General features: G+C 56.2%; 21 protein-coding genes and 1 pseudogene. 8 read left to right on the top strand and 14 right to left on the bottom strand.

Annotation, left to right across the window (positions count from 1 at the left end; genetic code table 11):
* Positions 1–105: 105 nt before the first annotated feature.
* Complete coding sequence (gene dapE, locus HMPREF2554_RS04640) at positions 106–1,239, bottom strand: succinyl-diaminopimelate desuccinylase (RefSeq protein WP_013397485.1); 1,134 nt, start codon at positions 1,237–1,239, stop codon at positions 106–108.
* Positions 1,240–1,346: 107 nt separating this feature from the next.
* Between dapE and dapD the strand changes: the two genes are divergently transcribed.
* The 6 genes from dapD (at position 1,347) to HMPREF2554_RS04610 (ending at position 7,271) form a co-directional block, all read left to right on the top strand.
* A complete protein-coding gene (gene dapD / locus HMPREF2554_RS04635; protein WP_013397486.1) occupies positions 1,347–2,321 on the top strand; it encodes a 2,3,4,5-tetrahydropyridine-2,6-dicarboxylate N-succinyltransferase in 975 nt (324 codons plus the stop codon).
* Between the two features lie 331 nt (positions 2,322–2,652).
* Entirely contained in the window at positions 2,653–3,666 is a 1,014-nt protein-coding gene (gene galE / locus HMPREF2554_RS04630) for a UDP-glucose 4-epimerase GalE (protein WP_037231082.1), read from the top strand.
* Positions 3,667–4,014: 348 nt separating this feature from the next.
* Complete coding sequence (locus HMPREF2554_RS04625) at positions 4,015–4,776, top strand: amino acid ABC transporter ATP-binding protein (RefSeq protein WP_004005123.1); 762 nt, start codon at positions 4,015–4,017, stop codon at positions 4,774–4,776.
* 10 nt (positions 4,777–4,786) lie between these two features.
* A complete protein-coding gene (locus tag HMPREF2554_RS04620; RefSeq protein ID WP_004005124.1) occupies positions 4,787–5,635 on the top strand; it encodes a glutamate ABC transporter substrate-binding protein in 849 nt (282 codons plus the stop codon).
* A gap of 20 nt (positions 5,636–5,655) precedes the next feature.
* Positions 5,656–6,339, top strand: a complete 684-nt coding sequence (locus HMPREF2554_RS04615; protein ID WP_004005126.1) for an amino acid ABC transporter permease — start codon at positions 5,656–5,658, stop codon at positions 6,337–6,339.
* The gene (locus HMPREF2554_RS04610) at positions 6,336–7,271 is read left to right on the top strand and encodes an amino acid ABC transporter permease (RefSeq protein ID WP_013397487.1); all 936 of its coding nucleotides are present in this window, start codon (positions 6,336–6,338) and stop codon (positions 7,269–7,271) included. Before HMPREF2554_RS04615 ends, HMPREF2554_RS04610 begins: the two co-directional genes overlap by 4 nt.
* An 82-nt stretch (positions 7,272–7,353) precedes the next feature.
* Here HMPREF2554_RS04610 and dapC read toward each other — a convergent pair whose 3' ends face one another.
* The 7 genes from dapC to HMPREF2554_RS04580 form a co-directional block, all read right to left on the bottom strand.
* Positions 7,354–8,532, bottom strand: coding sequence for a succinyldiaminopimelate transaminase (gene dapC, locus HMPREF2554_RS04605; protein WP_013397488.1), 1,179 nt, complete (start codon positions 8,530–8,532; stop codon positions 7,354–7,356).
* A 176-nt stretch (positions 8,533–8,708) separates the two neighbouring features.
* Positions 8,709–9,029 carry a ferredoxin gene (gene fdxA, locus HMPREF2554_RS04600; protein WP_004005129.1) on the bottom strand — a complete coding sequence of 107 codons (321 nt, stop codon included), beginning with the start codon at positions 9,027–9,029 and terminating at the stop codon, positions 8,709–8,711.
* 323 nt (positions 9,030–9,352) lie between these two features.
* Entirely contained in the window at positions 9,353–10,732 is a 1,380-nt protein-coding gene (locus tag HMPREF2554_RS04595) for a PIG-L family deacetylase (protein ID WP_013397490.1), read from the bottom strand.
* A gap of 134 nt (positions 10,733–10,866) precedes the next feature.
* Positions 10,867–12,777, bottom strand: coding sequence for a translational GTPase TypA (gene typA, locus HMPREF2554_RS04590; protein ID WP_013397491.1), 1,911 nt, complete (start codon positions 12,775–12,777; stop codon positions 10,867–10,869).
* Between the two features lie 206 nt (positions 12,778–12,983).
* Positions 12,984–13,880, bottom strand: coding sequence for an NUDIX domain-containing protein (locus HMPREF2554_RS04585; protein ID WP_115333556.1), 897 nt, complete (start codon positions 13,878–13,880; stop codon positions 12,984–12,986).
* Positions 13,881–14,043: 163 nt separating this feature from the next.
* Positions 14,044–14,763 carry an SGNH hydrolase domain-containing protein gene (locus HMPREF2554_RS11765; protein ID WP_013397493.1) on the bottom strand — a complete coding sequence of 240 codons (720 nt, stop codon included), beginning with the start codon at positions 14,761–14,763 and terminating at the stop codon, positions 14,044–14,046.
* Positions 14,748–16,214, bottom strand: coding sequence for an acyltransferase family protein (locus HMPREF2554_RS04580; RefSeq protein ID WP_246826004.1), 1,467 nt, complete (start codon positions 16,212–16,214; stop codon positions 14,748–14,750). Before HMPREF2554_RS04580 ends, HMPREF2554_RS11765 begins: the two co-directional genes overlap by 16 nt.
* A 405-nt stretch (positions 16,215–16,619) precedes the next feature.
* On the opposite strand from HMPREF2554_RS04580, the gene pgi reads away from it, so the two are divergent.
* A complete protein-coding gene (pgi, locus tag HMPREF2554_RS04575; protein WP_013397495.1) occupies positions 16,620–18,290 on the top strand; it encodes a glucose-6-phosphate isomerase in 1,671 nt (556 codons plus the stop codon).
* A gap of 109 nt (positions 18,291–18,399) precedes the next feature.
* Here pgi and HMPREF2554_RS04570 read toward each other — a convergent pair whose 3' ends face one another.
* Positions 18,400–19,074, bottom strand: a complete 675-nt coding sequence (locus HMPREF2554_RS04570; protein ID WP_013397496.1) for a pyroglutamyl-peptidase I — start codon at positions 19,072–19,074, stop codon at positions 18,400–18,402.
* 36 nt (positions 19,075–19,110) lie between these two features.
* Here HMPREF2554_RS04570 and HMPREF2554_RS04565 point away from each other — a divergent pair, with 36 nt between their 5' ends.
* Positions 19,111–19,530, top strand: coding sequence for a hypothetical protein (locus tag HMPREF2554_RS04565; RefSeq protein ID WP_013397497.1), 420 nt, complete (start codon positions 19,111–19,113; stop codon positions 19,528–19,530).
* Between the two features lie 96 nt (positions 19,531–19,626).
* Here HMPREF2554_RS04565 and HMPREF2554_RS04560 read toward each other — a convergent pair whose 3' ends face one another.
* The 5 genes and pseudogenes from HMPREF2554_RS04560 to HMPREF2554_RS04540 all read right to left on the bottom strand — a co-directional run.
* A complete protein-coding gene (locus HMPREF2554_RS04560) occupies positions 19,627–20,172 on the bottom strand; it encodes an LOG family protein (RefSeq protein ID WP_004005139.1) in 546 nt (181 codons plus the stop codon).
* Positions 20,173–20,332: 160 nt separating this feature from the next.
* Complete coding sequence (locus HMPREF2554_RS04555) at positions 20,333–20,809, bottom strand: NUDIX hydrolase (RefSeq protein ID WP_013397498.1); 477 nt, start codon at positions 20,807–20,809, stop codon at positions 20,333–20,335.
* Between the two features lie 42 nt (positions 20,810–20,851).
* On the bottom strand, positions 20,852–21,229 hold the full coding sequence (locus HMPREF2554_RS04550) for a DUF488 domain-containing protein (protein ID WP_004005141.1): 378 nt from the start codon (positions 21,227–21,229) through the stop codon (positions 20,852–20,854).
* Between the two features lie 752 nt (positions 21,230–21,981).
* Positions 21,982–23,481, bottom strand: coding sequence for an amino acid permease (locus HMPREF2554_RS04545; RefSeq protein ID WP_013397499.1), 1,500 nt, complete (start codon positions 23,479–23,481; stop codon positions 21,982–21,984).
* A 339-nt stretch (positions 23,482–23,820) separates the two neighbouring features.
* Positions 23,821–25,100: pseudogene (locus HMPREF2554_RS04540) on the bottom strand (hypothetical protein); the annotation flags it as partial.

Here is a 25,100-nt window from a genome sequence, read left to right as displayed (position 1 = left end):
GGCGCATCGCGGCTCATAGATTTACTCTATCTGTTCAGTCTAGCCTACCTGCCCGGCTGGCACAGATATTAAAGCGCGTATTTGCATCGGTGCGGGGTTTATCGGCTAGTCTTCGTCGACTTCGGTATGCAGCCAAAAAAGCAGATCGGTATAGCAGCGGGTAAGCGCGCTGAAGCTCACGTGCTCGTTGTCGGTGTGAGCAAGGAGCGCATCGCCGGGACCAAAATTCACCGCAGGAATACCGATCTCGCTGAGCCGTGCCACGTCTGTCCACCCGTATTTGGGTTTGGGTTCCTGCCCGACAGCCGCGATAAGTGATGCCGCCAGCGGGGTATCTAATCCGGGCCGCGCCGCCGGAGAAAGGTCTACGAAGTCGAGCTCATAGCCGTCGAAAATTTCAGTAACGTGCGCTTTTGCCTCATCCAGGGTCTTATTCGGGGCAAACCTGTAGTTAATGTGCAGGGCGGCAGCATCGGGAATAACGTTCCCGGCGACTCCCCCGGAAACCTGAACGGCGTTGAGCCCTTCACGGTACGCTAGCCCCTCAACCTTGTAAGTTTGCGGCTCGTATTCCTCCAGAACACGCAGCGCCCCAGCAAGTTTGTGGATCGCGTTTTCACCCTTCCAGGCACGCCCGGAGTGCGCCGCGAGCCCGGCGGTGCGCAGGTAGAAACGCATCGTACCATTGCATCCGCCCTCAATAGTGCCGTCGGTGGGTTCCAAGAGCACACCAAAATCAGCGTCAGTCAGAAGTTCACCGTGGTTGCGAATGAGCCGCGCCATGCCGGAAAGTTCGCTGGCGACTTCCTCATGATCGTAGAACACGTAGGTGAGGTTGTAGTCGGTATCGTGCTCGCCCAGTTCTGCCGCCAATTTGAGCTGCACCGCAACGCCGCCCTTCATATCGGTGGCACCGCGCCCGTAGAGAATCCAGTCCCCGTTATCTTCAACAATGCTTGCGGGTACGGTTCCGAGCGATCCCGCAACCTTGGGCAGAGGTACGGTATCCAGGTGACCAGCCAGCAAAATGCGCGTGCGTTCCTCACCGTTGCGGGGGCCAAATTCGGTACGGGCTATCATAGCGTCACCATCACGGGTGAGATGCAGATGCGGATATGCACTGAGGGATTCATAAACGGCGTCTGCAATAGTTTTTTCTTCCCCGGAGACCGAATAAATATCAAGGAGCGTGCGGGTGAGTTCGGGCATCGAAACGTTCAGATCAAGCGAAATGGTCATCAAGGGGTCTTCCGTAGTTGCGCAACAGTCTTCGTGTTCAACCCTAGCATTTCAACCCGTGGGAGGCCGTGCGTTTTCCCTATACGGCGCCCGATAGCACATCTATAATGGTGGGCATGTCTGAAAACCTATCTTCCGAATCACGTTATGCTTCCGGTGTCGCGCTGGTGAATGTCGTGGCCGCCGGGAATGAGGCTGGGACCGTACTCGATGCCTGGTTCCCCGCTCCCGCGCTAACCCAGACCCCCGACCTTTCTCTCGCCGATGAGCTGGATGCGCTCGTCGCCGACCACCCCGAACGTAACGCCCGTACTGAGGTGCGCACTGCCTCCATCAACCTGGATGAGGCCCCCGAGGATGCGGTCGATGCCTACCTGCGCCTGCACTTACTTTCGCATACGCTGGTACGCCCGAACAGCATCAATCTGGACGGACTGTTCGGCAAGCTGGCAAACGTGGCGTGGACGAATCACGGGCCGGTACTCGCCAGCGAGTTTCAGAAACTTGCGCTGGGGCTTCGTAAGCTCGGGCACCTGAGCGTGAGCCATATCGATAAGTTCCCGCGCCTAGTGGATTATGTGGTTCCCGCCGGGGTGCGTGTGGGCGACGGCGACCGCCTGCGTCTGGGTGCGCATCTGAGCCCCGGCACCACAGTCATGCACGAGGGCTTCGTGAATTTCAATGCGGGCACCTTGGGTACGTCGATGGTTGAGGGTCGCATTTCCCAAGGCGTTGTGGTGGGCGACGGTTCCGATGTGGGCGGCGGTGCTTCTACGATGGGCACGCTCTCCGGCGGCGGCACGCAGCGCGTCTCGATTGGTGAACGTTCCCTGCTGGGTGCGGAGTCGGGGATCGGCATCGCGCTCGGCGACGACTGTGTGGTGGAAGCCGGTCTGTACGTGACCGCCGGGTCGCGCGTGAGCGTGCTCATTCCGGGCGAGGAACCGCGCGTGGTCAAAGCCGCCGAGCTTTCTGGGGTCTCAAACCTACTGTTCCGCCGCAATTCGGTCTCGGGTGCAATCGAGGTTCTGCCGCGTGCCAAGAACACCGTGGAACTCAACGATGCGCTGCACCTGAACTAATGCCGCTCCCCTAAATTTTTCACACGAAAAGTCGCCTATTGGTCTCACATGTTCAACCGGTGGGCGGCTTTTCGGCATAAAAAGTATTCCAAAAGTCACGCGGATCAGGGCTAAGTGGTACAGATGGTTTTCAAACGTGAAATACGCGAAGAACCTCCAGGTCAGCATACCGTTAAGACATACACAACACAGCCTCACAGGCCACGGAAAATCCGGCACGCGCATCGTGGGCGGGCTACTATATTAAGCGACGTTATCACGGGGTGAACACTCACCCACACACCATGAGGAAGCACGGGCAAAGCCTCGCGCCTTCCGCGAAAGGACAATGATGAAGGTTCTCGTCACCGGTGGCGCCGGTTACATTGGTTCTCACACCGTTCTTGAACTCCTCAATGCCGGACACGAGGTTGTCGTCATGGATAACCTGTCGAATTCTTCTGAAACTTCGCTACAGCGTGTTGCCGAGCTCGCCGGTCGCGCACCCGAGTTCCATAAGGTTGATCTGCTGGATTTTGAGGGCATGAAGAAACTCTTCCTCGAGATCCGCCCGGATGCAGTTATCCACTTCGCAGGATTGAAGGCCGTGGGTGAATCCGCCGAGAAGCCGCTATGGTACTACCAGACAAATGTCGCCGGTACCCTGAACTTGCTCTACGCCATGGATGCCGCAGACTGCCGTTCTATCGTGTTCTCATCGTCCGCAACCGTGTACGGCGAGCCCGAATCCATGCCGCTCATTGAGAAGCTGAATATGGATGCACAGTCATGCTACGGCCGCACCAAGGAGCATATTGAAGACATGCTCGTAGACTTGGCAGCTTCCGATGACCGTTGGAATATCGCTCTGCTGCGCTACTTCAACCCCGTGGGTGCGCATGAATCCGGGCGTATCGGTGAGGATCCCTCGGGTATTCCCAACAACTTGGTGCCATTTATCGCTCAGGTTGCAGTCGGCCGCCGCGAGCATCTGAACGTGTTCGGCAACGACTACCCCACCGTCGATGGCACCGGTGTGCGCGATTACATTCACGTCGTCGATCTTGCCGATGGTCACCTTAAGGCGCTGGATTACATTAGCGAGCACGGTGGTCTGCACACCTGGAACCTGGGTACCGGGAACGGCTACTCGGTGCTTGAGGTGCTGCATGCCTTCGAGAAAGCCTGCGGTAAAGAGTTGCCCTATAAGATCGTGGCACGCCGCCCCGGCGATGTTGCCGTTTCCTATGCCGATCCTTCCTCGGCGCTTGCTGATCTGGGGTGGAGCGCATCCCGAGATATTGACACTATGGTGCGCGATCACTGGAACTGGCAGAAAAATAACCCGAATGGGTACGACGCCTAGCCAACTGCCTCACTGAGAGGTTCCTAAGCCGGGTGCCTTATGCATAAGTTTGCATAAGGCACCCGGCTTTTATATTTTTAACTCTACGTAAGTACACCTGAAGTACAATAAAAACAACATACGGTATTGCGTGAGTTTCATATATTTACATGGTATTTATTGCTTTTATATGGCTTCTATTTCGAGTCACCAAAACTATAACTATGCACAGAAGATAAATTTTTCAATAATTTTTACAGAAAACCCGGCAGCTGTTACATACCCGTTACAAACCTGACGTAAGCTAGAATCTCATTCGTTTTATGAAACCCACGTCATAGATGCATCTCACATGAAAGGGTTATCACCGTGACACAGGCATCTGCACCCGCAGAAAAACCACTCGTAGAGCTCAACGAGGTCAATAAATATTACGGCACCAACCACGTGCTCAAGAACATCAATTTAGCGGTCAATAAAGGCGAAGTTATTATCCTTCTCGGCCCTTCCGGTTCCGGCAAATCAACCCTCTGCCGAACCATCAACCGCCTCGAAACTACTTCCTCAGGCTCTATACATATCGATGGAAAAGAACTGCCCAAAGAAGGTCGCGAGCTCGCCAAGCTGCGCGCAGAAGTAGGTATGGTATTCCAGTCCTTCAACCTCTTTGCGCACAAAACCATCCTTGATAACGTGACGCTAGGCCCACGCCGCATCCGCAAACTCTCCAAAGAGCAGGCCGAAGCCGAAGCTATGGAACTTCTCGCCAAGGTCGGGGTAGATTCCCAGGCAGAAAAAATGCCTGCCCAGCTTTCCGGCGGTCAGCAGCAGCGCGTCGCCATCGCCCGCGCCCTCGCGATGAAACCCAAGGTCATGCTTTTTGACGAGCCCACCAGTGCACTTGACCCCGAGATGGTGAACGAAGTGCTCGATACCATGGTCTCCCTCGCCCGCGACGGCATGACCATGATCGTCGTAACCCACGAGATGGGATTCGCCCGTAAGGCCGCCGACCGCATCGTCTTCTTGGCGGACGGCGAGATTGTTGAAGAAGCCACTCCGGATGAATTCTTCACCAAACCCAAGAGCGAGCGCGCCCGCGACTTCCTCTCCAAGATCATCGACCACTAGGGGGTGTGCCATGAAAAAATCATTCTTTAACCGCGCCGCCACCAAGTTTTTCGCCGCGAGTACAGCAGCTGCGCTTGCCCTCGGTTTCACGTTGACCGGGTGCTCCAGCGCCTCGGACTCTAAACCTAAGATTCGCATCGGCATTAAGTACGATCAGCCTGGCTTGGGCTACCAGGACGGGCAGGATTACACCGGTTTTGACGTAGATGTGGCACGCTACATTGCTGGTAAGCTCGGCTATTCGGAGGACCAGATCGAGTTCGTAGAGTCCCCCAGTGCTAACCGTGAGAATATGCTTTCCAACGGTCAGGTCGATATGATTCTGGCGACCTATTCCATTAGCGACAGCCGTAAGAAGAGTGTTGATTTTGCTGGTCCGTACTACGTTGCCGGGCAGGATTTGCTCGTGCGCGCCGATGAAACGAGCATTACCGGGCCCGATAGCCTGAACGGAAAGAACCTATGCTCGGTGACCGGTTCGACCAGCGCCAAAAAGATTCAGGATACCTACGCCAAAAACGTGAACCTGGTGAAGCAGAATAGCTACTCGGACTGCGTGGTCGCACTTAACGGCGGCGTGGTAGATGCGGTTACGACCGACGATATTATTCTTGCGGGTCTTGCCGCGACCAAGGCGAATAAGGGCAAACTCAAGCTGGTTGGCAAAACATTCACCACTGAGAAGTACGGTGTTGGTCTGCCTAAGGGTACCGATAAGTGTGAAGCCATCAATAAGGCTATTAACGAGATGGTAGAAGACGGCACCTGGGAGAACCTGGTGAAGAAGCACACGGACGGCACCGGCTACAGCTACAACACCGAAAAGAATCCGCCAAAGCCTTCGGCGTCCTGCGCTTAGGCACGGAAGAGAGGAAAACGATGTCATTCTTTGACCAACTCGGCGCTCTCTTCGCCAAATACGATGTGTTGGGCGCGTTCTGGGTGAATATTCAGCTAACGTTCTGGGCCGCGATCGGGTCTTTCGTACTCGGTGCGATCCTAGCGCTGATGCGTATCAGCCCGGTCCCCTCGCTGCGCTGGGCGGGTACGATCTATGTGCACTTATTCCGCAATACCCCGCTGACGATTCTGATGACTCTAGCGTTGCTGGGCGTGTGGACACAGTTTCAGCTGTCGTTCTCGACCGATTTTGAGACAAACTTCTTCGTGTACGCCGTGATCGTGCTGTCGATCTATCACGCATCTTTTGTGTGTGAGGCAATCCGTTCGGGTGTGAACACGGTTCCCACCGGTCAGGCGGAGGCGGCTCGTGCCATCGGCCTCGGCTTTATGGATACTGCGCGCATGATTATTTTTCCGCAGGCGTTGCGCGGCTCCATCACTCCGCTGGGCAATACGCTCATTGCATTGGCGAAGAACACGACGGTCGCATCGGTAGCATCCGTTGCCGAAGCCTCAGGCATGATGAAGTCCATGATTGAGTTCGATGCGAACATGGTGCTGGCGATCTTCCTGATCTTCGCGCTGGGATTCGTGGCGATTGTGGTGCCTCTAGGTATCTTGACCACCTGGTCCTCACGTAAATTGGCGGTGAAGCGATGAAATTCTTTAATTCTGATGTAACCACAAGCACCACTGTCCTCTTCGATGCTCCCGGCCCCCGTGCGAAGGCTCGCACCCGTGTCTTCAATATCGCGGCGATTCTGGTTTTTATCGCGTTCGCTGTCTATGTGCTGAGCGTGATGGGCGCTAAGGGCCAGCTTGAGGCAGAAAAATGGACCGATCTCTTCACCGCAAAAGCTTGGGGTTCCTACTACCTGCCCGGTCTGGTTTCAACCCTGCAGGCGGCGGGTATTTCGGTAATTACCTCTATCGCTTTCGGTGTTATCTTCGGCATGGCACGCCTGGCGCAGAACCGCGTGCTTCGTTGGTTCGGCACCATTGTGGTTGAGTTCTTCCGTGCCGTTCCGGTGCTGATGATGATGATTTTCTTCTGGCTGTTCCTCAGCCGGTTCAGCTGGATTAACCCCTCACAGCTGCCGTTCCTTGCGGTCGTGATCGGTTTGACCTTCTATAACGGATCCGTGATTGCAGAGCTGCTGCGTTCGGGTGTCAAACAGCTGCCGCGCGGTCAGGGTGAGGCGGGTCTAGCAATCGGCCTGACCCCCGGTCAGACCCTCCGCACGATTCTTATGCCGCAGGCTTTCAACGCCATGATGCCTTCGATGCTCAGCCAGTTCGTGGTGATTCTCAAGGACACCGCGCTCGGGTACATTATTTCCTACCCCGAGCTGCTGGCATCCGCACGACGCATCGGCTCGGGTGACGGCAACGTGCTGCAGACCCTTCTGTTGGCGGCGGCGCTCTTCGTCATCGTGAACTTCGCGCTCACGGCGCTGGCAACCTGGCTGTCCTCGTTCCTCGCCTCACGTACTTCCTCGAAGGTTCGCAAGGTGGATCTGGTTCCCGGCGAGGTCGATAACCCGAATCCGCCCACCCTCCAGATGTTCTTGCTCCCCGGCAAACGCAAATAATCGGAGGCGCGCATCCGGTATAAAAGATGCCCGGAACTTCCTGCACTGGGGGTTCCGGGTATCTTTGTTTCTCAGGCGGTATTTATTCTCTTACGGCATTTCCTATCCCAGCGCTCGCCGTAAGACGCTCGGATGCCTTCGCAATATCCTCATCGGATGCGGTCAGCGCGATACGCACATACCCGGCGCCGTCTTCACCGTAGAAGACCCCCGGTCCCGCAACGATTCCCAGCTTGGCCAAACGTTCGATAGATGCCCACGTATCCTCACCGAAAGTGGTCCACAGGTACAGCCCAGCCTCAGAGTTTTCGACGCGCCCGCCTGCGGCGGTAATAGCTGCGAGAAGCTCTTCCCGGCGCGCGCGGTACTTATTTTTCTGCGCCGCCACATGGGCTTCATCTCCCAAGGCAGCAATCAGCGCACGCTGCACGGGTGCGGGAACAATCATCCCGGCGTGCTTGCGGGAGTTGATAAGGTTAGGCATAAGCTGCGCATCACCCGCAATAAACGCGGCACGGTACCCCGCCAGGTTCGACTGTTTTGAGAGCGAATATGCGGCGAAAAGCCCGGTAAAGTCGCCGTCGCATACGCGGGGATCAAGAATAGAGGGCACCCGCTGACCGCCGCGAGCTTCATCCCACGCGCCCCAGCCGAGTTCCGCATAGCATTCGTCGCTGGCTACCACGGCACCGATATCGCGTGCCTGCCGCACAATCTCGCGAAGCTCAGCAACATCACGCACCACGCCGTTCGGGTTGGCGGGCGAGTTCACCCACACCAACCGCACACGCCTGCGCACATCTTCGGGCAGCTCATCAAGCGAATCTGCGGGCACGGACTGCGCGCCAGCGAAGCGCGCCCCTATATCGTAGGTTGGGTACGCCACGCGTGGGTAAACCACCACATCGCGCTCTTGAGTGCCGGGGTCAGTTCCTAGTCCCAGTAGAAACGGAAGCCACGCCACAAGTTCTTTGGAACCAACCGTAGGCATCACCTGGTCGGTGCTTAGCCCGGTGACCCCGCGGCAGCGTGCAAACCAGTCCACGATCGCTTGGCGCAGTTCAACAGTTCCGTGCGTGGTCGGGTATCCGGGGGCGTCGGATGCGGCGGTGAGCGCATCCTGAATCAGCTGCGGGGTGTCATCGACCGGGGTGCCGATGGAGAGGTCTATAGTCCCACCCGGATGTTCGGCAGCAAGTTTGCGGTAGGGAATAAGGGTTTCCCAGGGGTATTCGGGTAGATCTAGACCGTAGGCACGCATGGTTCTCCTTGTGCGGCGTTGTAAACCGGCAGATACCGGCTGTTCTTTCGTGCGTAGTCATTGTATCGCGCGTTTGAGTGCTGAGGGTACGGCAAAGCCCCCGTTCCCAGCGTGCGAGATTCGGGGGCTTTAGCCTGTCTTAAGTTTTCAACGTAAGGGTGCGCCGAATGCGCCAGCTACTCCCCCTGCGGCGGAAGGGCGGCGATGAAGGGGACGTCTTTACCGGTTGGTCCCATCTTTGCGGCGCCGCCGGGTGAGCCGAGGTCGTCGAAGAATTCGGCGTTGGCGGTAATGTATTCGGACCATTCTTCGGGTACGTCATCTTCATAGTAGATAGCCTCGACGGGGCAAACGGGTTCGCAGGCTCCGCAGTCCACGCATTCATCGGGGTGGATATACAGTGTGCGGTCACCCTCGTAGATGCAGTCAACGGGGCATTCCTCAACGCAGGCGCGATCTTTCACGTCTACGCAGGGCAGTGCAATTACGTAAGTCATGGGTGCCTTTCTAAACCTAGCAGCGTGTGCCTGCCCTGTAATCCTGCAGGGTCGTCGTCCGGCGCACGTTATCACGAGGGTTATGACCTCGTGGAAGTCTGTGTATAAGTCTAGCTTGCACAGGGCATTTAAGCAGATTTTCGTGTCGTAGCAGACAGCCATAATACGACCCTTAGCCGGTATTTTTTAGGCTAGGCTTTCCTGCGAGCAAATATTATTTACCCTAGTCAAAGCCAAGAAATTAAAATAAATACTCTTGAAAGTTATATTCATCACAACATTTTTCGTGACGCCTCTATGTCATTCTTTAGCTTCATCACAGCTTATGGTGCAGTGCGCGAAGAATTATTAAGCGTTTGAGCTCGGCGCGCTTTCTCTTCGGCCCTGCGATGGCGCAAATGGACCTGCCGCGGGGTGTTATAGAAGGCGTTTCCTTCTTTGGTACGGGTAAAGACGAAAAAGGCAAGCAGAGAGATAACGGGCGTACCCAAAAGCCATAGTGTGCCGTATAAACCAATCGGCGGGTAGTCCGGGTTTACCAGTACGAAGGGCGAATCCGGGCGCATAAAGGCAAGCGCATATATCACCAGGAATGCGAAGGCACCGGTGATAACCGTTGCCCCGCCGCGACATAGCGCGAGGGAAGCCCACAGCGATGCAAAAAATACGGTGGCGAAGCCGAACACGAGCCCGACAGGAAGCGGAGTTTCGCCCGTATACATGACCCAGGCGTGGTAGATTGAGCCCGCAATACCTGCGAGGGTTCCCAGAAGAATGCAAGTTATCAGAAGCGATACGATGCCTGCCTGCGTGGGGGTTTCGGGAATTTTGCGCTGTGCGTTACCGTCGAGCAGGCGGTAGGTTTCAACCGCCGAAATTTTCTGCTCTACCTTGTTTGAGAATTCAAAGGTGGTGTCCCCGGTTACCACGATCTGCGTTCCGTGGGCTTTCATCGCTTCACGTTTGGCCTCGACTGAGCCGGTGATAGCGCATTGTTGGCGCGCATCCTGCTCTGAGAATTCTCCTTCAATGCCCCAGGTCAGTATGGGGCGGTCGTTACTATCGCCCAAGATTTTGAGTGCTTCAAGCACAGCCTGGTGAGTGCGCACATGGTCGGGGTGCCCGTAGCCACCGTCGAGGTCATAGGTGATCAGAACATCGGGCTTAATATCGCGAATGGCATTAGCAATAGCCTCGGCCTGCGGGGCGATCGGCTGGGCGGTCAAGGAATCTTCACTCGCCTTCGGGTTCGCCACCGGTTTACCGTCTTTGCCCCACGCCATGCCGGAATCACGGTAGATGTTGAGCGCGCCCGGCGCCGTGGCGGGTTCCTCTCCCAGGAAGAAACGCTTGCGCACACCCAGCTTTGCCGTCGCGTTGTTGAGCTCAACGGTTCGGTACTCCCCCAGTGCCTCGCCGTTGTCGCTGTTGCCGGGTTTGCCCACTTCAAGATGCTGCAGCTTCGGCGGAATGACTTCTCCCATTTCGCCTCGGGTGAGGGTCAGCAAATGCACCTTGGCACCCTTCTTGGCGTAGTACGCCATCGTTGCGCCTGTTGCCGTGGTCTCGTCGTCTGGATGCGCGTGTACGAACAACATCACTGCCTCGGAGGGCGTGTAGCCGCTCGGCAGTAGGTCGCGTTTCGCGTTTTTCATCAGGTGTTCCCCCTGGGCGGGGTACTGCGGCGCGGAAGTTTCAGGCATAGTGTCAGGTGACCTTCTGTCAAAGAACAGTTCTTCTATATCTTAAACCACAACCGGGAGCGGTACGGTTATCGTGGCTTGTCATGACGACAAACGCCCGTACTGCTCCCGGCGGTTAGCTATGCTTGTGTGCCCTAGTTGGCGCGGGCACGGCGGCGGAATTCACGCACGCGCTCGTTCGCATCCAGAATAACCTTGCGGATGCGAATAGCTTCGGGGGTGACCTCCACGCATTCGTCTTCGCGGGCGAATTCGAGGCATTCTTCCAGCGTGAGTTTCTTGGGCGGGGTCAGGTTTTCGAAGCTGTCTGCGGTGGAGGAACGCATATTGGTCAGCTTCTTTTCCTTGGTGATATTCACTTCCATATCGTCCGCACGGGAGTTCATGCCCACGACCATACCCTCGTATACTTCGGAGGTCGGTTCCACGAAGAAGGTGCCGCGTTCCTGCAGGTTAATCATGGCGTAAGGGGTAACCACACCGGCACGGTCGGCGATCATCGAACCGTTGGTGCGGTACTCAATATCGCCAGCCCAGGGTTCGGGGTCTATCGAGTACGACGACGAGATACCGGCGCCGCGGGTTTCGGTGAGGAACTGAGTGCGGAAGCCGATCAGGCCGCGCGCGGGTACCGCGAATTCCATGCGCACCCAGCCGGTGCCATGGTTCGACATGTTCTCCATGCGCCCCTTACGTGCCGCCATCAGCTGGGTTACGGCACCCAGGTGCTCTTCGGGCACATCAATAATCATGTGTTCCATCGGCTCGTACAGTTTGCCGTCGATGGTTTTGGTGACTACCTGCGGTTTACCCACGGTCAGTTCGAAGCCCTCGCGGCGCATCTGCTCCACCAAAATAGCGAGGGCGAGTTCGCCGCGGCCCTGAACTTCCCAAGCATCCGGGCGCTGGGTGGGCAGAACCTTGATGGAGACGTTACCGATAAGCTCGCGGTCAAGACGGTCCTTGACCTGGCGTGCGGTCACCTTCGCGCCCTTGACCCGGCCCGCCATCGGAGAGGTGTTAATACCGATGGTCATGGAGATCGCCGGGTCGTCCACCTTAATAAGCGGCAGAGGCTTGGGGTTTTCGGCATCGGTCAGGGTTTCACCAATGGTAATGTCTTCGATACCGGCGACCGCCACGATTTCGCCGGGGCCTGCTTCTTCGGCGGGAACACGTTCGAGCGCCTTGGTTGCCAACAGCTCGGAGATACGCACGTTCTTAATATCGCCATCTTGACGTGCCCAAGCGACGGTCTGCCCTTTCTTGAGGGTGCCGTTGAAGATACGCACGAGCGCCAGACGGCCCAGGAACGGCGAAGAGTCAAGGTTGGTCACATGCGCCTGCAGCACCTCATCAGGGTTGTAGGTGGGGGCGGGCACATGCTCGATAATGGTCTTAAACAGCGGTTCCAAATCGTCATTATCGGGCAGGGCGCCGTCGGCGGGTTGGTTCAGCGATGCGGCACCGGCTTTGCCGGAAGCATAGACGACCGGCACATCGAGCACGCTGTCGAGGTCAAGGTCGGGCACCTCCTCGGACAGGTCCGATGCCAAGCCGAGCAGCAAATCCATGGTTTCGCTGACGACCTCGTCGATGCGCGCATCCGAGCGGTCCACCTTGTTCACCACCAAAATGACGGGCAGCTTCGCGGCGAGTGCCTTGCGCAGCACGAAGCGGGTCTGCGGCAGCGGACCTTCGGAGGCGTCCACGAGCAGCACCACGCCATCGACCATAGACAAGCCGCGTTCGACTTCGCCGCCGAAGTCGGCGTGTCCGGGGGTATCAATCACGTTAATGGTGATGGTTTCACCGTTCGCGGAGGGTCCATCGTAGAACACGGTGGTGTTCTTCGCGAGGATGGTAATGCCTTTTTCCTTTTCAAGGTCGCCGGAGTCCATCACGCGGTCTTCGACGTCTGCGTGCGCCGAGAACGCGTGGGTCTGCTTGAGCATCGCATCCACGATGGTGGTTTTGCCGTGGTCAACGTGTGCCACGATCGCCACGTTGCGCAAATCAGGGCGCGAAGCGGTGTTTTCAGACATGCGTAATTTTTCTCGCTTAAATCTAGGGAATACTAGGGGCACGCCGCGTTAGGTGCGTGAGCTTAGATACGCGACGCGGATATCAGTGCTGCATGCCCGAGCGTTCTCATGCGGGCGCGCCAAAACGCGCCTCTGTCTCGGGCTTACCTATCTAGTGTACCACTTGCCCTAGTTTGTCTTGAGTGCAGGTTTTAGTCGGCTTCGACTCAGCGCCCGGCATTTTTCTCGTGCAGCCAGTCATCCAGCATGCGGCGGGCAACCGCATTCGTGCCGGGCAGCTCCAGTTTGGGCACTCCCTGTTTCTGGCGTATAGCTTCAGATTCGGCGATAGCCTGCGCCAACTCGGGCGCGGTGAACCAGCGTGCGGCCCGGATTTCTCCGTCTAGATGTTCCACGGGCTGGGTGTCATCGACCGTCACCCGGTAGCAGATCATGAGCGAGCGCGGGAAGGGCCATACATCGCTCATGCGGTAGTCAAGGTTGAGAGCCTGCAGCCCGGTTTCTTCGTAGACTTCGCGGGCTACTGCCTGTTCGAGGTTCTCGCCGGGGTCCACGAACCCGGCGATGAGGGCGAAGCGGTTTTCGTGCCAGAGCCGATTATTCGCCAAGAGTACCCGTTCGCCGTCGCGGCTGAGGACGAGCGCCATAACCGCCGGTTCGATGCGCGGGAATACGAGCTCGCCGGATGCGGTGCGCCGCACCTGGCGTTCCCTGTCGATCAGGGCGGGATCTCCCGAATACGCGGAATACTCCATTTCAAGAAGGTAGTCGCGCTTGGCAAGGGCGGCGGCGTAGCGGGCTCGCCCGGCGGAGTCTTTGTGCACGGGGTAGAAGCGGAACCCGTTCTGCGATGCGGTGATGGGCGCATCCGCGTTAGCGCGGGAGAGATCTTCTGCGAGCGCGAGCAGTTCTTCATCCTCCAGGTAGGCTGCACAATAATCGGTGCCTTCCCGGTCGGAGGGCTTTCTAAATTTAGGTTCCAGGCTGGTTTCGATGATGGTGTTTTGTGGCGCTTCGGGCAGGTAATGAACGGTTCCGTCACGGTTTATAAGGGTTTCTCCACGTCGAGAAATAACCAGGTAAAGATTCTGCTGCACGCTCATAGTTTCCACTCTACCGCATGCGGTCTTCGCTCCTGTGCCCATGCGGTCTGAAAAATATACCTAAAACCACCAACTCGTTGTCTGCGCACGTGATACGCCTGCTCATCTGGCATAAGCGAGAGCGTATCTCTGCAGTCTATTCACTAGCCCGGCGGCCTGAGAGTTATGACCCTGGGTATCCTTCCGGCTTCCAGCCTGCGGCGAGGGCACGCTCATATATTGTCTCTGCGAGGGTATGTTCGAAGGCTTTGGTGAGGTGGTTAGTATCCGCGTACACATATACGTTGCCGATAACCGAGCGGCATAGACCGTCAGGGCAGTAGATATCCTTCAAATCGAGCAGATAGGCTCCACGGTCTGCATATTTCTCGAAAATTGGTGCGGCGGGATTATCACCATATTTCTGCTCAATGGGTTCAGAACAGCTGCTCTTATCCCCCTGAGCCCTAATTGCGCACACATACATATCTTGGGCAAATCGCGGGTTATCGCGCAGACCGATCACCTGGATGCCCGCATCGGTGAAGACGCGCAGGGTTTCGTCGAGGTTGGGGTCTGCGGTCTCGGCGTCAGCGCTTGTGTCGGTTGTGGTTGCGATAATCACTACGGTCGTCGGCTTAAGGCGCAGAATTTCTTCCGTGGCGTTCTGTGAGAACGCTATGCAGCGTTTCTTACGGTCGTTGAGGTAGCCCTCGGGGGCTGCGAACGGGTAGGGGCATCCTGTCTCTAGAAGGTTCATCTGATTGGTGCCGGTGCGCTGGGCGATAGGCTCGAACGCAGCCGTCATCTGTAATGCGTGCGAGCTGCCAACAACAATGGTGAGCGGTGCCGAATCGTCCCCGTTCTGTTTGACGGCGCAGGATGTATTCAGAGATTCATGCACGGGGGTAAAGGGTGCGGGGCATCCCCTCCCCAGTCAGCGAGCATGCCGTAGATGGGGATATCCTGCGGAATAGGCTTTGATACGCGCGACATTTGGTCCGTGCCGACTGCTCGGGCGCCTGGATATGTTGCCTCATCATTTTTCACTAGCTCTTCAGTATTCTGGATCACGGTTATATCGCGTTGCTGTGCCCAGGCGCGAACGCTCAGAACGGGCGCTCCGATCACCAGCAGAATCACGAGTACATAGGCGAGCTGATTCACCCAGAGAGTGGGGGTGAAAATCGTGGTCACGCGCAGTTTCGAGACCGTTTTATCAAGAAATACGCTGGATCGGCTGCGCAGCGGCTTCTCGATATAGGTGCTCAAAACCCATGCCAAACCGATTGAAACGGCGATAATCACCGTGCCTTCCAGAAAATTCACGCGAGGTTTATTAACCGCAGCACTGTAGAGCACGAGCAGGGGCCAGTGCACCAGGTACAGGGCGTAAGAAATATTGCCCAAGCTTTGCAGCGGCGTGGAGACTAGCAGACGGTCGATCGCGAATTTATGGTCGGTACGCCCGGCGATCATCACCAGCGCGCCGGAGAGCACGGGCCACAGCGCCAGGTAGCCGGGGAAGGTTCGTTCAACCGGTAAAACAGCGCCGCAGGTTACTAGTCCCAGGGCGCCCACCCATCCCATCACCACGCGGGTTCTCACATGGCGAGGCTTCCATTTCAGCGTCATCACCGCAAGCAGGGTACCAATCGCAAACTCCCACAGGCGGGTGCGGGGATCAAAATATGCGTAGGCGGAAATCTGCTTTGTCTCCCAGATTGAGAAAGCAAACGAGGTCATGAATACAGTGCCGAATACCGTTACCGCCGCGGGTACGGGCTTGAAACGTACCCGATGCACAAGAAACGCAGCCACCGCGAAAAGTACCGGCCAGAGCAGGAAAATTTGTCCCTGAATCGAGAGCGACCAGAAATGCTGGAAGGGCGATTTATCGCTTATACCCTGAGCAAAATAATTGACCGCACCATTCGCCAGGTTCCAGTTCTGGTAGTAAAACAGCGAGGCTTGGGCATCAACGGCGCGCGCGTTCCAATACAGCGCTGGCAAGATAGCTAAGGAAGCCGCAAGAGTCAGCACGATCACCACGGCTGCGGCAGGTAACAGGCGCGCGAACACATGAGTCCAGTAGGCCAGTAGGTTCAGCGCTTTGCCCTCGTTGATTTTCCGCATGAACGAGAGCGAAAGCAAGAAAGCCGAAATGAAGAGGAAAACATCCACACCACCGGAAACTTTGCCAATCCACACATGGTAAAGCATCACGAGAAGCACGGCGAAGGCGCGCAAACCCTGAATTTCGGGGCGGAATCCGCGAGATTCCAGAAACGATTCATACGGCGGGGTGTGCTCTGCAACGGGTACACGAATTCCCCGCAGCGGGTTTATAGGCATAAAAATATCCTGGAGTGAATATGGTAGTCGTGAGTGAGTTTTCATAATGCGCCGCGTCGTCGAGAATTTCCACGCACGCCGTGCGAAAGCCTGCCCGCTCATGCCCACATTACCGGATACCTAGGACAGGCTCATGAAAACTCTCCCAGTCTATCACCGGTATTTTCCCAAATGTATGCATATTTTCGTGTGCATTTAGAGGACGATTTGCTAACTCTTAAGGGCATCCTGAGGGTTCGTAAAGGTTCTCTTCCAATGCGCGCCGTTCATTAGATAATGCCTGGCGGGAATTATGTGCCGCACCCAAACGTTGTGGTCACCAAAAGCGCAAGAACGCGCAAAACCTTCAGGTAAACGCCTGTATGAAGGTGACATCACCGGGTTGAAAGAGAGAAAATAAGAACCATGACTATTACGAACCCGACGACCACCAGCGCGTGGTCAGCACTAACCCAGCACAAAGCATCGCTCACTCCGAATCTGCGAGCCTGGTTCGAGCAGGATCCTTCCCGCGCCCAGAAACTTAGTTTTGATGCCGCAGACCTGCACGTAGACCTCTCGAAGAACCTCGTCACCGAAGAGACCGTGCAGCTTTTGCTCAAACTCGCCGAAGAGGTGAACCTCGCCGAACGCCGCGATGCTATGTTCACTGGCGAACACATTAACGTGACCGAGGACCGCGCGGTTCTGCACACCGCGCTGCGCCGCCCCAAAGGCTACTCCCCCGCCCTCGTTGTTGATGGGCAGGATGTCGATAGCGATGTTCACGCCGTTCTGAACAAGATCTACGCTTTTGCCGATCGTGTGCGTTCAGGCGAGTGGACCGGTGTGAGCGGCAAGCGCATCGAGACCGTGGTGAATATTGGTATTGGCGGTTCTGACCTTGGTCCCGTGATGGTGTACGAGGCGCTTAAGCCTTACGCCGATGCCGGGATTTCCGCACGGTTCATCTCAAATATCGACCCGACCGATGTTGCCGAAAAAGTTTCTGATCTTAACCCCGAAACTACTCTGTTCATCGTCGCTTCGAAGACCTTCGGTACCCTAGAAACCCTGACCAACGCTCGTGTGGCACGCGATTGGCTGCTCACCGCGCTTGGCGAGGCGAACGCCCTGCAGGGAAAAACCGCAGAGGAAGCCGTGGCTAAGCACTTTATCGCCGTTTCAACCGCGCTCGATAAGGTTGCTGCCTTCGGCATTGACCCCGAAAATGCTTTTGGTTTCTGGGACTGGGTTGGCGGTCGCTACTCCGTAGACTCGGCGATCGGCACCTCGCTGGCAATCGTCTTCGGCCCGAAGGTTTTCGAGGAATTCCTCGCGGGCTTCCACGCCATGGACGAGCACTTCCGCACCGCCCCCTTTGAAAAGAACGTGCCCGTACTCATGGGCTTGCTTAACGTATGGTACGTGAACTTCTTGGGTGCCGAAACCCATGCGGTTCTCCCCTACGACCAATATCTGCACCGTTTCCCCGCCTATCTGCAGCAGCTCACCATGGAGTCCAACGGCAAATCCGTACGCGCCGACGGTTCCTTCGTGGACTACTCCACGGGCGAGGTTTTCTGGGGCGAGCCCGGCACCAACGGTCAGCACGCTTTCTACCAGCTGCTCCACCAGGGCACCCGCCTTATCCCTGCGGACTTCCTGGCCTTCGCCAACCCGGCTCACCCCACCAAGGATGGCGAGCAGGATGTGCACGAGCTCTTCCTCGCAAACTTCTTTGCACAGACTCAGGCGCTTGCCTTCGGCAAGACCGAGGATGAGGTACGCGCCGAAGGTACCGCCGAGCATGTGGTAAACGCCCGTATCTTCAGCGGCAACCGTCCTTCGACCTCTATCATGGCCTCCCGCCTGACCCCGCGTGTGTTGGGCGAGCTGATTGCCCTCTATGAGCACATCACCTTTGTGCAGGGTATCGTGTGGGGTATCGATTCCTTCGACCAGTGGGGCGTCGAACTCGGCAAGAAGCTGGCGCTCGATCTGGTGCCCGCTATCAAGGGCGACCGCGAGGTTCTGGCACGCCAGGATTCTTCGACCGCATCCCTGATCGACTACTACCTTAAGCACCGCAAGTAGCAGTGCCCTAGGCTAATATGCGCTGTGCTCCCGATGAATCTCTCATCGGGGGCACCGCGTTTTAACCGCCGCTTTCGTTCGTCTTCCCAGTTCTACGGCATGAATGAGCCTACATAACCTTGAGGGTGTCGCGCACCAGCTCCGCCACGATGCGCGCAACCACTGCCTCAGGCAGAGTCGGCACCGATTCGCTCTCTACTCCCCCAGCATCGGCATGCGCAGTGAGCGTTGTCTGTGCGTCAGCAGGTTCGTGATCGACTCGCGTGGCGGGAATATGCACAAACCCCGCAGGAATCCGCCGCCCCTGGAGTTCCAGAATACGGTGTGCCTCATAAAATACGTGGTTGCACACATAGGTTCCGGCGGTGTACGAAATCTCAACCGGTAGCCCCACACCGCGCAAACGCTCATAGCTTGCCCGCACAGGCAGGGTCGAAAAATACGCTTCGCGTCCATCCGGGGCGATCGCCTCATCCACACGCACCACACCGTCATTATCCTCAATATCGGCGGAGTCCAGGTTGATGGCGACCTTCTCAAAGCTCACCTTATCCCGCCCGACTGCCACGCCCAGGCTGAGCACCGCATCCGGGCGAATATCGGTCAGCATCTCTCCTAAAGCCTCTGAAGACCCTGTATAGCTCACCGGAACCTCACGGGTTATAACCCGTACCGCAGATTCGTTGGCGAGTACATCAGCTACCTGCCGCGCTGTTACCCCGCTCGGGTTCACGCTCACGCCGGGAAACGGGCCGAAATAGGTGATGAGAAGGGTCTTTGTCATCGTTGTCCTTTACACGTCGTCGGGTACCCTAGAGGTATGGCACGCACACACCGTCACAAAGAAGAACCCGTTTTTCTTCTCCAGGATACCCCCGATGCCCTGCGCGAAATCGGCGTTGATGATGAGCAGGAGGCGCTAGCCGCTGTTCGTGAACCCGCGCAGGCGTTAGAAGGTGCTTCGTTCCTTCAGGCGGTGGGGCGGTTTTACCGCTTCTATACGCTCGGTCGCGGGCACGCCAGCCGCTCCGAAGTGCTGTGGGCATTACTCTATTTGATACTCACCACCGGCGTGGTACTGGGGTTGACGGTCTATCTGGGCATGCTCTCAGAAGACCCTCACATGGAGTCCCTGATTCGGGTTCTCTATATGCTGATGATGACGCTCACGCCCGTATGGATTATTGTGCATATTCTGCCGCTTTCTTCGCTTCTGAGCAGGGCGCGCGGTAAAAACTAGACGCGTCCACGACCTAACCGACGGGTGATGCAAAAACGCCCGCAGCGCTCAGGCTACGGGCATGTAAAAGGCTAGGTTCTCCAGAACTTCAACGGGCTATTTCCCAAGAACCTTCATAAGTTCTTCGGGAGTGTCAACAACAATCAAACGTTCCAGGTATGAAGGGCGCAAAAGCTCGGTGCTGGCCATATATTGCATCGCCTCAACGAGCTTATCCCAGTACCCATTAACATTCAGGAGCGCCACAGGCTTCGTGTGAATCTTGAGGAATTGCCAGCTGAAAACCTCGAAGAATTCTTCCAAGGTTCCGGGGCCGCCGGGCATCGCAACGAAGGCGTCGGCCTTATTAATCATGGCGATCTTACGCTGATGCATGGTATCGACAATATCGAGGGTTGTCTGCCCGGGGTACACACCCTCCCACTCCACGAGCTGGTGGGTGACCACGCCGTAGACTTTGCCGCCCGCATCCAGGGTCGCGCCCGCGACGGTTCCCATCAGACCGGTGCGTCCGCCTCCATAAACTACCCCCACGCCACGTTTTGCGCATAGGGTTCCCAACTCACGGGCGCAGGCGGCAAAATCGGGGTCATTGCCCATAGTAGCGCCGCAATACACGGCAAGGTTAAAACTATCTCTCATGTTCTGCTTCTTTCATCGGATGCGTTCATACACGCGACGGTGCGCGGAACGCGTGCGTCAACGTAAAATTTTTACGGGTGATTTATCCCTATGCACCCTACCGCCCCCGCGCAGCCGAGCGCAAGCCTTATCGCTCATATCGCGCATATTTTCAGCGGATTCACAGCGGCACCGATGGCGTTTCGCCAGGACTTATTCTGCAGATAAGCGGGAATATACACTCAGTGTTCAGAGGTGCCTGATCGGTATAGTCCGCTGCGGGGTCTACCCAACGTAATTCAGCAATTTCGGCATGCGGGCTCAGCTGCTCAAGTATCTTTTCCTCTTGCGGATGCGGCATATATTCAAAAGTTTCGGCACGTACCACGAATCCGCTTTCGTTCAGGGCGGGGGCGTCAAACTTGCCAAGGTACACCATCTGGGCAGGATCCGGCGCAAATCCCAGCTCTTCAGTAACCTCACGCACCGCCGTATACAAGGGGCTCTCCCCCGCATCGGGTTTACCTCCGGGCATCATAAACCCATGTGAGGCGGCTTTACGCACGGTCAGTACGTGCCCGGCGTGATTGCGGATTACCACTGCAGAAACATGCACAATTCTCTGTGCCGTATCAATTGCTGAATGTTCATCAACCATCTTTCTACAGTAGCTTATGTACAGCGCGTATCAGCCAAAATTTCAGAGGCTCTTCAGCCGGTCTATGAGGTAATCACGCAGAATGACCGCGTGGTTGCAGGTAGGGCTCTTAGCGCCGTACAAAAGCGTAACGCGAGAGGACTGGAGCTTCTGCGCACCCGCAACCATACGCTCAAGCTCGGGGTACACCTCTGAATTACTGTCAAGCTCGTTCAGATAGCGTTGTTTGAAGGATTCAAAATTCTCTGGTTTATGCCCAAAATCTCGGCGAGCCTCCGTCGAAGGAGCTAAGTCCTTCGCCCATTCATCAAGATGAGCCTTATCTTTTGAGACTCCGCGCGGCCAAAGCCTATCAACGAGTACCCGGTATCCGTCATCCGGGGAAGGCTCTTCATATATGCGCTTAATAACTATATCCATAGTGCCAATCCTACGCCGGAGAATCTGTCTGGTACACCTAACGTTAAGATAGGTGGCCCGCCAGGATATGTATATTATCGATGTATGACTACATGCTCTATATATATGATATTTTCCGGACGAAAGTATTTTCTAATTTTATTGTGGAGTATATATAAAAATTTTCATCATCAAAAGAAAATACTGCCGCGTCTAAATCCCCAGTTTTAGTGCGTTCACATCAATTCCTGCACGGGCAGGCTTAGACCCCCGCCGTGCCTCTACCCTAAACACGCTACGGGGGTCTTATCCTAGCTTGAGCATTCATGTCTGTGCTTTTTCCCAGAGGGCACATCCCCTGAAAACAGTGAGTGCTTCAAACGAATCTATACATCCCCGACGATACCTTACGGGGTATTCTCATAGAGCGCTCACATGAGGCTTAACCGATCGTAAACCTACGCATGCACGAACCAAAGGTCAGGAAGCTTCATATCGTACATAAGAGAAGGTTCACAATAGTGAACGTTCTATGTCTTTACAAACATACCCTGCTCACAACACGGAGGTAAAGCATTTCGGGCAAACTTTATTATATCTTTATATTTACCCACGGAGTTAAAACATATATACCGTTAAAAATGGTACTACCGCATAATAGTTTACCGTGAAACTCTTTATCAAAATGTGATTTTATAGCAATAAAACCCGCCGGGGAATACCTCACGATATTCCTCCGGCGGTCTTTTTATTGATAATTCCGTTCGCCGAAATTACTTGCTCGTTTTAACCTCAAGGCCCGAGACATCCACCTGTTCCAGCGGAATCAAACGGTCGCGGGTTACGATAGCGTGAATAGCCCAAACTGCCACAAAGACCGGCAGGCCTATATATGAGCTCATCACGCCCACCCAGTCTCCCGCAAGGATCGCCTCGTAATTCTGCCCACCGATCACCAGCAGACACATAATGAAGGCAATAATCGGCCCCACCGGGAAGAAGGGCGCCGTATAGGGAAGGTCGTTAAGGTTATGCCCCTGCCGCATATATGCACGGCGGAACCTATAGTGTGCCACCGCGATACCAACCCAGGTAATGAAACCGGCTAGACCCGAAACATTGACTAGCCACAGGTAGGCCGCATCCGGCGAAATAACGGAGGCGATAAATCCGATAGCTCCCACGGCGGAAGTTGCCATGAGAGCGGGCATCGGCACGCCCCCCTTATTGACCTTCGTGAAAATCTTGGGGGCTTTACCCTCCTGCGCGAGTGAGAACAACATGCGTGCCGAGACATAGAGGCCCGAGTTACCTGCAGAGAGCACGGCGGTAAGAATCACGGCGTTCATCGCTGCAGCGGCGAAGGCAATACCAGCGCGTTCAAAGATAAGGGTGAAGGGAGAAATGTTAATATCGCCTTCGGCTGCGGTGAGCAGATTCGGATCGGTGTAAGGAATAAGGAATCCTATAACCACCATGGCACCGATATAGAACAGCATGATGCGCCAGAATACGCTGGTGAGTGCGCGCGGCACATCGCGACGGGGGTTCTTGGATTCTCCGGCGGCAATACCGATCATCTCGGTACCCTGGAAAGAGAACCCGGCGACCATGAAGATAGCGAAAATAGCGACGGGCCCGCCTACAAAAGGAGCTTCGCCCGTGGTCCAGTTTGAAGTACCCGGTGATGCGCCTCCGAGAACCCCGAAGATCATCGCAATTCCCGCAATTAAGAACACGATAACGGTGACCACCTTAATAGTGGCAAGCCAGAATTCGCCCTCACCGTAGGCTTTGGCAGAAAGAGCATTAAGCCCCGTCAAGAGAACTAAGAAGATGCCCGCCCACACCCACGAGGGAGTTTCAGGAAGCCAATACTTCATCACTTCCCCGACCGCTACAAGCTCGGCCGCGACGGTGATTGCCCAGTTAAACCAGTAGTTCCACCCCATGGCAAACCCGAAGGATGATGAAACGTAACGTGTTGCGTAGGTTTGAAACGAACCTGGGACGGGCAGATGCGCTGCCATCTCACCCAGAGACTGCATGAGGAACAGCACCATAATACCGATCAGCCCGTAAGCAACGATAGCGCCGCCCGGCCCGGCGGTAGAGATAGTTTTGCCGGATGCAACAAACAGACCGGTGCCGATAGCGCCGCCGATGGCGATCATCTGCATATGACGTGCAGAAAGACCGCGTTTCAGATCAGTATCTGCGGCAACATCACTCGCATCCGATGCTGGCGAAGACTGTTGTGAAGTTTGTGCCATTGTTTTCTCTCTATTCTGAAACTTCCCAGATATGCGGGTGTCACACAGCCATCAGCTTTCTTATGGTGTTCCCTCAATATCTAAGCCGGAAGATCTTATGTACGTATCCTCTGAAGAAACGCCGTTACGGCATCCTGAAGTATTTCTAATGATGCCTAAATTTTTCTAATCAAGCTCTAATACTACATCTCTCATACGTGCTACGCCACTTCGAAAGCTGTATGTACACTGCCCCCATCTAGGCAATAACCGCCTTTACGCACAAAAACGGGGTGGATACCTCATGAGAGAGATACCCACCCCGAATTTGTAACCTCTATAACGACAATTCGTCGTTAATTAGGCCTTGTTGCGGCGAGTCAACAGAACCACAAGTCCGGTCATCAGGGAGAGCAGACCCAGCCCAGCGGCGAACAGAACGCCACTGACACCGGTGTGTGCCAAGCTTCCTGACTTCTGGGAGCTCGCGGAGCTACCGTTGTCTGCCTGAGTGGCCTGGTTAACAGCTGCGTTGCCGCCGCCGTTCACCTGTGCGGAACCGCCGTTGCCGTTATCGCCAACGAGACCGGCGCCACCGCCATTAACATTGGGAGCATTGCCGACGAGGCCAGCGCCGCCACCATTGTTATTCTCAGAACCGTTGCCAACAAGACCGGCGCCGCCACCATTAACATCTTCAGAAGCATTGGTGTTCACGGCCTCGCTACCGCGGGATACCGCGCCAGCGTTGAGGTCAATATCGACATCGTTGCTGATGGTCACAGTACCCTGACGCTGGGGAGCCCGGTTGTCACCGGTCTGACCCAAACCACCCCGACCGTTGTCGGAATCGTTATCAGCAGTCAGGCCCAGTCCGCCATGATCTTGATGACGCTGCTGCTCCTGGAGGATTTCGCCTTCAGAAGTGCGAGTGTAGCTCTCGCTCAGCTGACCGAACTGTGCACCCTGGCTTTCGCTTCCGGTAGCCTGTCCAGTTTCGGTGGTGGTGTTGCCACCAACCTGACCGAGACCGCCCTGACCAGTGGTGTCAGGAGCTACCGACTGCGGGGTATCGCCAGTCTGACCCAAACCGCCGTGACCGTTAGGTGCGGGCGTATTTCCAGCATTACCTGGGGTGTTAGGAGTAGCGTTATCGCCTACCCAACCAAGACCGCCGTGACCGTTAGGTGCGGGCGTTACGGCATTATTTTCCCCAGGAGTTACCTGAAAAAAATTACCGCCGCCTTGGAAGCAGTCGTCACCGCCGTTGTCCCACTGGCCCCATCCGGGAACGGTTGCGCCAAAGTCCCAGCCACCTTGGTAGTGACCGTTGAGGTTGAAGTCACCTTCGTAGTAGCCGCCGCCACCGATGTTCCAGTCGCCACCACCCTTGTTGTTATCGGGGAGGCTGGGATCGGGGGTACCAGGCTGACCGGGCTGGCCGGGCTCACCGGGGGTACCAGGCTGACCGGGCTGGCCGGGCTCACCGGGGGTACCAGGCTGACCGGGCTGACCGGGCTGACCAGGCTGACCGGGCTGACCAGGCTGACCAGGCTGACCAGGCTGACCGGGCTGGCCGGGCTCACCAGGCTGACCGGGCTGGCCGGGCTGACCGGGCTGGCCGGGCTCACCGGGGGTAC

The sequence above is a fragment of the Rothia sp. HMSC071F11 genome (genome assembly GCF_001809115.1).
Taxonomy (GTDB): Bacteria; Actinomycetota; Actinomycetes; order Actinomycetales; family Micrococcaceae; genus Rothia; species Rothia dentocariosa.
Note: the sequence above shows the minus strand (reverse complement) of the source record. Positions and strands in the feature narration are given on the sequence as shown.